This window comes from Gracilibacillus boraciitolerans JCM 21714 (assembly GCF_000521485.1).
Classification (GTDB): Bacteria; Bacillota; Bacilli; order Bacillales; family Amphibacillaceae; genus Gracilibacillus; species Gracilibacillus boraciitolerans.
Window position 1 is genome coordinate 1 of the sequence record NZ_BAVS01000052.1, and the last position, 11,230, is coordinate 11,230.

General features: G+C 35.5%; 16 protein-coding genes and 2 pseudogenes. 16 read left to right on the plus strand and 2 right to left on the minus strand.

The genetic code is table 11. The annotated features are described in order from the left end of the window. Positions 1–86 precede the first annotated feature (86 nt). The 10 genes from JCM21714_RS24545 (at position 87) to JCM21714_RS18875 (ending at position 4,942) form a co-directional block, all read left to right on the plus strand. Entirely contained in the window at positions 87–374 is a 288-nt protein-coding gene (locus tag JCM21714_RS24545) for a MerR family transcriptional regulator (protein ID WP_369403645.1), read from the plus strand. 22 nt (positions 375–396) lie between these two features. Beyond that, positions 397–666, plus strand: a complete 270-nt coding sequence (locus tag JCM21714_RS16955; RefSeq protein ID WP_035726195.1) for a hypothetical protein — start codon at positions 397–399, stop codon at positions 664–666. A 91-nt stretch (positions 667–757) separates the two neighbouring features. After that, positions 758–1,246, plus strand: a complete 489-nt coding sequence (locus tag JCM21714_RS16960) for a hypothetical protein (protein ID WP_035726198.1) — start codon at positions 758–760, stop codon at positions 1,244–1,246. Between the two features lie 133 nt (positions 1,247–1,379). Next, positions 1,380–1,691, plus strand: a complete 312-nt coding sequence (locus tag JCM21714_RS16965) for a hypothetical protein (RefSeq protein ID WP_235183013.1) — start codon at positions 1,380–1,382, stop codon at positions 1,689–1,691. 871 nt (positions 1,692–2,562) lie between these two features. Beyond that, on the plus strand, positions 2,563–2,769 hold the full coding sequence (locus tag JCM21714_RS16975) for a hypothetical protein (protein ID WP_035726205.1): 207 nt from the start codon (positions 2,563–2,565) through the stop codon (positions 2,767–2,769). A 23-nt stretch (positions 2,770–2,792) separates the two neighbouring features. Continuing rightward, a complete protein-coding gene (locus JCM21714_RS24550; RefSeq protein WP_369403646.1) occupies positions 2,793–3,515 on the plus strand; it encodes a S8 family peptidase in 723 nt (240 codons plus the stop codon). 14 nt (positions 3,516–3,529) lie between these two features. Beyond that, positions 3,530–3,859, plus strand: a complete 330-nt coding sequence (locus JCM21714_RS16985; RefSeq protein WP_035726212.1) for a hypothetical protein — start codon at positions 3,530–3,532, stop codon at positions 3,857–3,859. An 11-nt stretch (positions 3,860–3,870) separates the two neighbouring features. Continuing rightward, a complete protein-coding gene (locus JCM21714_RS16990; RefSeq protein ID WP_035726214.1) occupies positions 3,871–4,368 on the plus strand; it encodes a hypothetical protein in 498 nt (165 codons plus the stop codon). Positions 4,369–4,385: 17 nt separating this feature from the next. Then, a complete protein-coding gene (locus JCM21714_RS18870; protein ID WP_052000872.1) occupies positions 4,386–4,640 on the plus strand; it encodes a hypothetical protein in 255 nt (84 codons plus the stop codon). Positions 4,641–4,675: 35 nt separating this feature from the next. Beyond that, positions 4,676–4,942 (plus strand): hypothetical protein, encoded by a 267-nt coding sequence (locus JCM21714_RS18875; RefSeq protein ID WP_052000873.1) that lies wholly within the window; start codon positions 4,676–4,678, stop codon positions 4,940–4,942. Positions 4,943–5,837: 895 nt separating this feature from the next. Here the strand turns inward: JCM21714_RS18875 and JCM21714_RS20300 are convergent. Beyond that, complete coding sequence (locus JCM21714_RS20300; protein WP_084040928.1) at positions 5,838–6,053, minus strand: transposase domain-containing protein; 216 nt, start codon at positions 6,051–6,053, stop codon at positions 5,838–5,840. A 175-nt stretch (positions 6,054–6,228) separates the two neighbouring features. Here JCM21714_RS20300 and JCM21714_RS17005 point away from each other — a divergent pair, with 175 nt between their 5' ends. Further along, positions 6,229–6,489, plus strand: a complete 261-nt coding sequence (locus JCM21714_RS17005; protein ID WP_035726219.1) for a hypothetical protein — start codon at positions 6,229–6,231, stop codon at positions 6,487–6,489. Positions 6,490–6,863: 374 nt separating this feature from the next. On the opposite strand, the pseudogene JCM21714_RS24935 reads toward JCM21714_RS17005, so the two are convergent. Next, positions 6,864–8,041: pseudogene (locus tag JCM21714_RS24935) on the minus strand (IS256 family transposase). A gap of 167 nt (positions 8,042–8,208) precedes the next feature. On the opposite strand from JCM21714_RS24935, the gene JCM21714_RS17015 reads away from it, so the two are divergent. The 5 genes and pseudogenes from JCM21714_RS17015 (at position 8,209) to JCM21714_RS18885 (ending at position 11,068) form a co-directional block, all read left to right on the plus strand. Continuing rightward, positions 8,209–9,111 carry a tyrosine-type recombinase/integrase gene (locus JCM21714_RS17015; RefSeq protein ID WP_052000874.1) on the plus strand — a complete coding sequence of 301 codons (903 nt, stop codon included), beginning with the start codon at positions 8,209–8,211 and terminating at the stop codon, positions 9,109–9,111. After that, positions 9,108–10,070, plus strand: coding sequence for a tyrosine-type recombinase/integrase (locus JCM21714_RS17020; RefSeq protein WP_035726221.1), 963 nt, complete (start codon positions 9,108–9,110; stop codon positions 10,068–10,070). The genes JCM21714_RS17015 and JCM21714_RS17020 overlap by 4 nt, the downstream gene beginning before the upstream one ends. Beyond that, positions 10,060–10,413, plus strand: a complete 354-nt coding sequence (locus JCM21714_RS18880) for a site-specific integrase (RefSeq protein ID WP_052000875.1) — start codon at positions 10,060–10,062, stop codon at positions 10,411–10,413. Before JCM21714_RS17020 ends, JCM21714_RS18880 begins: the two co-directional genes overlap by 11 nt. An 11-nt stretch (positions 10,414–10,424) precedes the next feature. Further along, positions 10,425–10,565: pseudogene (locus tag JCM21714_RS24555) on the plus strand (tyrosine-type recombinase/integrase); the annotation flags it as partial. 47 nt (positions 10,566–10,612) lie between these two features. Then, entirely contained in the window at positions 10,613–11,068 is a 456-nt protein-coding gene (locus tag JCM21714_RS18885; protein WP_052000876.1) for a tyrosine-type recombinase/integrase, read from the plus strand. Positions 11,069–11,230 lie beyond the last annotated feature (162 nt).

The following is an 11,230-nucleotide window of genomic DNA, read 5'->3' on the forward strand; positions in this document are numbered from 1 at the left end:
TTTCTAGGAACCTTTATTGAAAAAGAAGATGCAAGGCAGATCGAACTCTTATAACATGAAACAAAAGAGGTGGTGAGCGACTGATGATGACCCCCCCCAGCGAAGTATGTAAGCAATTAAATATTTCTCCTTCAACGATACGAAAATACAGCCTTCGCTTTGAATCGGAAGGTATTCTCTTCAAAAGAAACAAAAGTAATAGCCGGATTTACACCGTCACAGAGGTCGCGGCGCTACGGGAGTCTATGACGGTCAAAAAAAGCGGTGACATAACGTTCGAGAATGCTGTCAGAGAAGCTGCTGAAGGCTTAAAAGGCGCATCTTACAATAACGCCAGAAAACGGCGTCACAAGCACACCGCCGCGGCGTCATGACGACGTCGCGACAGTCGTTATCTTGAAAAAATTGGAAGACCTTGAAGAAGAGAACCGAAGTCTAAAAGAAGAGATGCGAAAACGTGACTCTTTGTTTGTGGAAGTCTTGGAAGAAATGAAGCATAAACTGGATCGGATAGAAGAGAATCAGAAGCAACTAGCTGCACCAACGCCCGAAGAACCAGAGCTAGATTCACCAGAATCGCCCTCACAGCCAGAAGAAAGCGAACCGGAAACGGTCACACCAAAAAAAGACACCGTAGGTTTATGGGCCAGGATTTGGAACAAATAAAAGGCGCTATTTTAGCGGAAACGAATGTAACTTAAGTGCAGTTAAGTTACATTCAGATTCGCTAAATGATGAATAAGAGAGGGGGGAAGAAATGAAAAGAGAAGACAGAAACTTCGCAGAGAGAGCTATAAAAAAACTGCTGATTGGAAGTCAACTTGATGGTTTCCAATTTGGCATTGGTCCAGGGATAGTGCGTGTCTGTTTTTCTCATTACTCTGAGCAAGATCCAGACCAGTTATGGTTGAACATCGAAGTAAGGAAAATTGCGATTATTGCTAGTGATGAGCAATTAACCACGATTTCTAAAGAAACCTTAGAAGAACTCGACGATGAAGAGTCGTTTCAGCTGCTGTTGAGAAACCGGAGAGAAAAAGTGAAAGATATTTGGCTCGGAGAAGATTCGCCGCATTTATATATTTCGCTTGAGTCCGGAAAAGTATTGTATGTAAATGGACATGATGAAAACTATGAGTGTTGGCAAGTTGGAGATAATCATGGATATGGGGGGGATGGTGACTGGTTGATTGTGGCTGTTCCAGGTAACGAAATCGCCATATGGAGTCCTGAAGAGTTTAAATAAGATCAGTTAGGAAGAGAAAGTGAATGTAACTTAATGTGAATTAAGTTACATTCATATCTGCTAATAACGGGATTTTCTAAATTAAGGTAGGTGCGATATGAAATCTTACTATTACTTAGCCTCAGACCAGAACATGATAGATGGAACAGGTTCTCTTGAGTTTATAGAGATAGATCCAATAAATATTCCTGGCTTCGATTATCCTATCCAAAGAGAAATTTTTAATGGCATAGAGAAGGCCTGGCAGCTACGAGAATTACACCAATATATTTTAAATCACATGGCCCGCCATGCAAATTGCATAATTCAGATAGCCCACTTACTAAATTCGAATCTCGTCGAACTTAAAGTGCAGGAAAAAAACGTTTTACTTTTTTCTGAATTTACGGAACCTATACAACTTTTGCTAAACGAAGGGCAATTATTAACCATTAAAAAAGAATAGAGTAGAGTAGATTTGAATGTAGCTTATTATCAATTAAGTTACATTCAACTGCTGATAAACACAGGGTTCATTTAAACCTTTCAAATAAACCTTTCAAATAAATAGGCTGCCATTTGGCAGCCTTAAATTACTCATCAGTCTATTATGTAAAAACGAGGCGTTTCAGCTCGTTATACTTTTCTTTAAATCCTATTAAATGTTGAGTCCGCGTGTCTTTCACTCTCAAGGATAAAAAGTTGCCGGCATTTGAAACAACCTTATGCAGGAATTCCGTTTCGATCAAGGTTGCTTTATTTTCAATTGAAACAGGCGTCCCGATTTTTCCATCATAAAAAGCATTGGGTCTCTTCGCATGAAATAACAGAAGAACCTTCGGTTTTGCTTGTACTTTTTTTATGGACCATTCCAGTATGCAGGGGAATACGGGATTGATGACGTCGTCAGTTTTTTGAAAGACCAAGAAGCTCAATAATTAGTGGAAATGAGTGATGCATTTATGTATCGAGTTGGGGGGGTTTAGAATATGGTTTGATTTGAATTAAGTTATATTCAAACTCGCTATTCCAACGGCTTTCCAAGACGCCAAGCAAATCTAGCGTTAAGAAAGAAAAGTAACATCAAAGCTATTAATTCTACTAAGCTCGCTTTTCTTGGCGAAGCTTTTTTAGTTTACTGAATAAGTTTATTGATTCATTGCAAGATGACTGTTTTGAAAACAAAGTATTCTCCATAATTTTGAAATTCCCATCTGTATATAGCTTTTTTATAGGTAATTTTAAAAAAGAATTGACTTAAAAAATACATTATCTATAATTATATTTATAGAATTACTTTTTTTCTATTAAAAGGAATTTAAGGAGAATAATTGGATATGAAAAAGATTTACTTTACGTTAGTTTTATTCGTAATTAGTATCCTGACTTTCTTCTTAATAGACAACCTGACTGTAAACGAAAAAGACTTACAGGAGATTCAAAATGAACATGATACTAGTTTTGAAGAAACTCAAGTCATCCCATGGGGGGGAATTGAACTAATTGGAAAGGGGGGGACTTTAAAGAAGCGGAAGGTAAAATAAAAGTAGCAGTATTAGATAGCGGGATTAATAAGAATCACAAAGATTTATCTGGGAAAGTAGTAATAGAATACAATGCAATCCAACCTCAAAATTCTGCTGAAGATATTCTAAATCACGGAACGGCAATTGCTGGAATAATAACTGCTAATGATAATGACTTCGGTATAACAGGGGGGGTTAGTCAAAATGTTGAAATATATTCCGTAAAAGTAATTAATGATGATGGGAAAATAGAAAAACAAGTTTTTTTAGATGGATTTGAGTGGGCAATATCCCAAAATGTAAATATTATAAATATAAGTTCTGGATTTTCAAATGATTTTCCAGAATTACGAGCTTTAATAGATACAGCAGTAGAGAAAGGAATTGTAGTTGTAGCTGCTAGTGGAAATACCTTTGGGTTAAATGCACAATTTCCTGCCAGATACGACAACGTACTATCTATAAGTGCAATTACTGAACAAAAAACATCTCCAAACTTTGCTGCAAATGGAAAAGTTGATTTTGTGGCTCCTGGAGTGGAGGTAGTTTCACTAGATAACCAAGGTGGATACTCCATTAACGACGGATCCTCCTATTCTACAGCTTACGTAACTGGGATAATTGCAGAATATCTTTTAAATAATGATTTGAAACAAAAGGATGATATTTCCTCGGAAGTTCGAAAATTTTTAGAAAAATCATCTTTAGACTTAGAAACTAGTGAAAATATAGTTGGTGCCGGTATTCCAATCTTAAATAAATAAAAAGGAGATTTTATATGAAAAATGTATATACAAAAAAAGTAATACTATTAATTATAGTGGCTATGATTGTCACTCTTTTTCCAAAATATCAAGTTAAGGCTGAAGAAGTGTCAGCTCTTGTTGATATCGAAGAGAAGTTAGCAATCGAATTAGAGAAAGAAAATATATCGATAGAGAACTTGGAAATATCACCTGAAGAATTAGTTTTAGAGACCTCACTTGAAACAGTTGAGGGCGACTCGGTCAAAGCGACTATCGAAGTAGAACCTGGCTCAGATACTATAAATTTATTTACGGAAGAGCCTAATGAATTAGGAGACTTATTTCAAAAGAATATGTTATAAAAGTTAATGAATTGGAATACGAAGAGTTTGAAGCTACAATTGAAGATGTGGAGACAGGTGAGGAATTTAGTTTTGACTCTGAGGAAGGAGTGGCATCATTTGTCTTTTTAATACCATTAGGTATTGTAATGACTCCAGCTGTTCTTACTGCTCTTTTCCACACGGGAGCTATGATTATTGTTGGAGGTGCAGCATATGTAGTTGCTACACATGCTAACAGATCTAAAAATTATTCTCATTTCGCAGCAGTAGTGAAAAGTGGTTCAGTTTATCACGGAGGTGGATTAAGTAAAACCAAAGCAGTTGCTAGAATAAAATCTGGAAAAGACACTTGGTCAGTTTCTAGTAATCAAGCAAAAGGTGTGGCTGCTTCAGCAAACCCAAGCGGACAACCAATAAATGAAGTTGATAAATTAAATGGTAAACCGAAAAAAGGCTATTATTATCACTGGCATCCATATAAAAGAACGCCTAAAGCTCATGCTTTTTATGGAAATCCTGTCAAATAATTCATAGGAGTACACTAATGTCGAATTATGAAAAATTGTATAAAAGATACTTGTATAAAAAAAATGAGTTATCCTTTACTAAGGAACAAGTGATAGAAAAAATATTAAAAAAATTTAAAGCTGAAGAATTTTCAAAGACAGAAATATTAGATTTAGTGAATGATGATCAATTAGAATATGGGAAGATTTTTAAATGTCTTAAGATAGAAAATCCTCAATTATTATCAAATATTTTTTCGAGTGAAGAGAAAAATATCACCAAGATGAATTAATTGATAATCAGAACAATCCTTTAGACTCAAAAAAAGTGAAAAAATCAGAGTGGTCATACAATAAACTGTTATTAGATGAACAAGAAGGTAGACGTGTTGACATTCTTTTAGAAAGTAAAGATGGCAAGTACATCTCAGAATTCGTAGTAAGAGATCGTTGTGAAAAAGTAACCAGCTATTTAAATGCATTGATTGTTGGGGCACTAATCGACAGAAAAGCGGCAGAATATCCTGCAAGTATAGAAAACGATTACTTTCAATATTATTTAGATAATTTAAATGAAAATGGCTTCTTGGAATAGATTTAAAATCATGATACAGCTGTTTTTAAAAATATATTGTAAAACCGTAAGAATGGTTGGAAGTTAAGAGATAAGGATATTACAAGGAACAAATTTGAAAAGCCTTAGCTCATATATAGAGCAAAGGCTTTTTTTATTCCTGCTGAGAGTATTCTAGTTTTACCGGTATTTTCCGTTTTTTAGTTTATCGCTTTGAATCCCTTCCCTAATTTATGATTGTAAAAGCATAATTTAAATAGCTAATAAATAATTTGAAAAATTCTTTAGTAGTCACTATATAATCCTATTCTTAAAAAAATGAAAACGTTAATAAGAAACCTGTGAAAGGAGCTATACATGAGGCGTTCTCATTACTTTTTGATAGATATTGCTTTGCAACTTTCATGATAATAGTCATATACCTGTTGTTTCCAAAAAAACTGGTGAAAAACTAAAAGAAGTAGAAGAGGAAGAATTTTCTAAGTGGATTAGTAATCATTAGTTCGGGAATGAATTTGTTTTTGCCGGACACCATCGGCAAGCACAGGTTGCGCATGACAGGTTTTCGGAAGGAAGTCATCGTTTTCTTACTGTCGATATAGGAGAGGTCTAATTGTAGTAGCAAAAGAAAATTACTCTATAGTTCTTTCTTTTAATGAACCACTTCTTTAGTCGAGATCCTATGGTTACTATACATATTCAATTCCCATAAGGTTTCATTTGTTCGTTCGAATGTGTAAGTTTATGAATTTTCCCTATTGGTTTTGAATGTAACTTATTGTGAATTAAGTTACATTCACTTTGGCAATTTCTTTGGTTGCAAAAAGGAAGACTAAAAGTAAGCGTCCAATAACGAACACCTAGTTTCTTAGAAAAGAAAATGCCTTTCCGATTTTTTGTCGGAAAGGCATTTTTTCTATTTTTTCTTTTGAAGATAGCAGTCTTTTGGAAGTTCCTTCGACCAGGGCATCAGATGATCGATGTTCAGATCTTCGCTCATCTCGAGCTGGGGCAGTTCTGCGAAAAGAAATTTAAGGTAGAAAAATGGATTCAAACCATTCTCTTTTGCAGTCTCTACGAGACTGTAGATGATGGCGCTGGATTTCGCTCCACTCGTCGAAACGGCAAACAGCCAATTCTTGCGGTTATGTGTTTAAGTACATAAAAGAAATTATGTGCTGAACCTAGTTATGTGCTTAACATAAGTATAAAACTGTTACAGTGAAACAATTCTTCTAATTTCAGCATATAACAATATAAGTATTACTTCTTTTGGCGATGATAAAAATAAAAAGGAGTCAATGCTTATGTGCAATGAAATGCAAATCGTTAATTTTGAAAAACATCTTGTTAAGAATGGCTATTCCAATCTCGTTATTGGGCAGTACATAAGAAAGGCAAAGGAATTTTTAAAATACAAAGATACGTATTCTGTTCAATGGACAGATTATGAGGAATTAAAGCAAGTTATATCGAAATATTTAAAGAACACCCCGTTATCTGCCCAGAAAAGTACAATTCAAGCTGCTCTCCATGCATATTATAGTCAAGTCCTTTTTTATGTGTAATTTGTAATACAAGCATTAAGCTACAAGTTATAGGTTAATAATAATTCATTGAATTTCATGAGATTATCACGTTAATTTATGCATTATTTCACAATTTGTTATCGTTTTATTAATGAAACGGATTGCTAGCCACAGCTTTGCTGCTTGCCCTTGGCTGCCGTGCCCCCCCTTCTTAGTTGTCAGTTGTTGGGTTCGGGGGGGTCCCGACAACTGACGACTTAGAAAGGGATCGGTCGTGGTACGCTTAATCGCGGATGGGAGCCTTATAGGCTTTATTTTTTCTAATCCGCAAAGAACCACTACTACGACCGCAAACAAAGGCAAGGGTGGTGGGAGCGATATGCGATTAAGATGCTGCGGTGTGTGCTCTATTTTTAATTATCAAAATGAATATACCTTCTATTCGATTTCTCGTATTCCTTTTGCGCTTCTATTAACACAGCACCTATTAAACGAAAGGCAGATTGGTTATTTGGAAATATACGAATTGGTCTTTCTCGGCGGCGTATTTCCTCATTCAAGCGTTCAATTACATTGGTTGATTTAATGTGTCGGTGAGCTGCTTCTGGTTCTGCATAGAATTTTACAGCGTCATCAAAACCATTCTCTAAGATTTCTAATGCCTTATCATACTTAGCTTCACCTGCATATTTTGATAGGAATTGATCTTTTAAATCTCTCGCTATTTTAAGAGTAGGAGCATCAAACATATATCTTAAAAGAGAACTTGCGTCTTGTTTTTATTTTTTCGGAAATCGATCTAAGATATTACGCTTTAAATTAACCGTACAACGTTGCCAACTAGCACCAATAAATTGTTCTTGAATAGCTTGTCGTAAACCTTCGTGTGCGTCTGAAATCACCAGCTAGGTGATTGGAATCCACGACTTTTTAAACTCTCAAAGAATCGAGACCAGTTTGTTTTAGACTCAGCTTGTGCCACCTGAAGTCCAATGACGTCATGTGTTCCATCTTCACGGACAGCCAATCCAATATAAACAGCTTTCGAAACCACTTTATCATTTTCGCGCACCTTGATATACATTGCATCCACATATAAATAGCGATAAATCATCGTGTTAAGTGGACGATTTCCCCCCCATTCATTGATAACAGGGTCTAATTTTTGCGTAATGGTCGAAACAGTAGACTTAGAGACTTTCTCTCCACATAATTGTTCCATCACTTTAGACACCTTACGTGTAGAAACGCCATTAATAACCATCTCTGCCATCGACAAAATGAATGCCTGATCCGACCTAGAGTATTGTTCAAAAAGTTCTGTTTTAAAATTACCAGTACGTGTACGCGGGACTTGTAAAGCAACTTTCCCTACATTTAAAGTGAACTTACGTTCATAATACCCATTGCGGTAATCATGCCGATTTTCATCACGTTCATATGCTGACTTTTTCATATACTGATCACGTTCACGTTCCATGTAGGCATTTAATACAACGATCATCGTAGATTTAATAACGTCATTTAAATTGGAACTGATCAACTCCTCTTTAAGTTTTTCAAAATCTAGTGTAAAATTAAGATTAGTCATTATAGTTTTCTCTCCTTTGTTTATCGTCGCTGAAAACATTGTATCACGAGAGAGACTATAATGGCTTTTTCTCTTTTACACAATTATAATTCCTTAACCCATATTATTATTTTCTTAGTGGTAACCAGATTTTTAGACGGTTAAACCTATCTGATTTTGATGTGGATATGTCTATTGAAGCTGAGATAGAAAGGTTTCGAAAGTATTTAACCGAAGTGGCTAAACTAAGCGATAATACGATTGTTTCTCAATGCAATGCAGTAAAAATATTTTTATATTGTTGTTTTCCAGAAAAGGATTTTTCTCCAGAAAAGATAACTGTTGACCATGTTAGAGTATACCTGACTAACACGCTTCGTCATGTTTCAAATGTAACGAGGAAAACTATTATAGTCAGAATTAGAAGTTATGTAAGATTTCTTGAATTCAATGATGGTGTAAAATTTGATAAAATACTGAAATTACCAATGACTTCTCCTGTTTGGAAACAGGCAGGTATCTCAAAATATCTTACTGATTCAGAAACAAATGCTCTTTTAGCAGCATATGATCAATCAAATCCAACCGGAATTCGCGACTACGCAATTGCACGCTGTTTAAAAGATTTAGGTCTTCGCTGTTCGGAAGTGGCAAGACTTTCATTGAATGACTTTGAGTGGTTGGAGGGAACTGTAACCATTAGACAAACAAAAACACACTCCGAAAGGAGTCTTCCACTTCACGCCGTTACAGGTAAAACTATTGAAAAATACTTATTACATTCACGTCCAGATACCCAAGAAAGAATTTTATTTGTGAGATTTAAAAAAGAACTAGGGCAACCAATGGGAACCTCCCAAGTTCGAAATACTGTAAGAAGGGCTGCTATTCGAGCCGGAATAGAAAATTTCACAGGTACTCATATGCTAACACATACAGCTGCAAAAGAAATGATCAATAATGGTGTGGACTTAAAGATGATTGCAGATATTCTAGGCCACGAATCTATTGAAACTACCAGTATTTATACGAAGATAAACTTTATGGAGTTACAGGATGTGGCTGGAATCTGGCCAGAGGTGAGAACATGAATAATAACCTCATTTCAAGGCAAATTGAAAAGTACATTTCCTATAAAAAAGCCCTTGGATATCAGATTAAAATAGAATCCCAAGAATTAAGACGTTTTGCGTCATATACTGTCTCAATAGGATATGAGGGCTCGTTAACCAAAGATATTGCGTTCCAATGGGCTACTCTTAAACCAAATTATTCGCAATGGTATATGGCAAGAAGAATGGAGACAATCCGAACGTTTGCAAAGTATATTAGTGTTTTCGATCCTATGGCACAAATACCCCCAAACGGGATGTTTGGGAAATGTCATGGTCGGACAACCCCTTACATCTTTACTGAACAAGAAATATGCATTTTAATGCAAGCATCATTGAATTTATATGCACCTGATGGTCTTAGATGTAAGACCATCTCAACTGCAATTGGCCTTTTATGGTCTACAGGGATGCGTCCAAATGAAGTATGTCAATTAATGGACGACGATGTTGATTTAAATGATGGCTTAATTACCATAAGGGAGACCAAGTTTTCAAAAAGCCGTATTATCCCTATTCATGAGACAGCCATTTCAAAACTAAGGTCATATGTAAATGATAGAGATAATCTAAGAAGAGACTTTTCAGATCTACATTTCCTTATTACAACAGGCAGTCGCAAACTGGTATTACGTAATTTTGAAAGTGCACTACAAGTAATCAGAGATCAGATCCTGATAGATAAAAATGAATGGGATAGACGTCCCCCCCCAAGATTATATGATTTTCGTCATACTTTTGCATGTAACACACTGCTGCGCTGGCTTAATAATGGTATAAACATAGATAGGAAGATAATATACCTCTCCACCTATCTCGGCCATGTAAAAGTAGCAGATACCTATTGGTATCTTACGGGAACACCCGAGTTATTACAACTTACTTCTAGGAATTTTGAAGAATTCTTCTATGAGGGGGGTGTCAGTGATGAAAAATAATGATTTCCAAGAGCTACTTCAAAACTTTTTCCTAAAATGGATGATGGGTCAGAAGAAAGTATCTCCTTCTACTATCCAAGCGTATAAGGATACATTTCGTATTCTTTTAAAATATATGAACGAAGAACATGGCGTTAAAGCAATTTCAATAAGCATGGAAGCAATAGATGCAGATGCTATTATTGGATTCTTGCATTACCTTGAGAATAATCGAAGAAACACATTTAGGACAGTAAATAATAGGCTAGCAGCAATAAAATCATTTATGGAGTATGTATCCTACGAATGCCCGGAATATTCAGGGACTGTACGAAAAATTAAGGCGATACCCTTTCGAAAGTAGAAAAGAAAGAAATCTGCTATCTCACTAAAGAGGAAATGGATATATTACTTAATACTTGCGAAACAAAGAATCCTGAAGGAAGACGTGATTATCTTATTTTGCTTCTCCTTTATAATTCAGGGATGCGGGTTTCGGAAATGATATCGATCAAGGGAAAGATGCTCATTTTTCCGATAATGGAAAATGCCATTTACGAATTATGGGAAAAGGAAGAAAGGAACGAGTCGTTCCTTTATGGCAAACGACAACAAAATGTATTTCTGATTTTATGCATGAGAATGGAATTAAAGACAATGACTATTTGTTATCTGGCAGAAATGTAAAACATTTAACACGATCTGGGGGGGTACGTTACAGAATAGATTGCATTGTTAAGAGAGCAGCTACCAATTGTCTATCTTTAAAAAATAAATCAGTAACTCCACATGTATTCCGGCATTCGACTGCAATGAGCCTGTTGCAATCAGGTATTGATATTTCAACAATTGCTATATGGCTTGGGCACGAGAGTATTGAAACTACACACAAATATATGGTAGCTGATATAAAATTAAAAGAACGTGCGTTAAATAAACTACATGAACCAGATTTGAATGCAGCTGACAATAGATATCATGCTACTGATGATATCCTTCAATTTTTGAATTCATTATAATGAACATGTTATGTGTTGAGTAATAAAGAAAGTCGTTGCTGTAAAAGTACTTTTTAACCCCCCCGTTAATAAACTCAGCACATAACTAGGTTCAGCGCATAATTTCTTTTATGTACTTAAACACATAACCGCAAGGCCTGGCTTTTCAGCAATACCATAAAA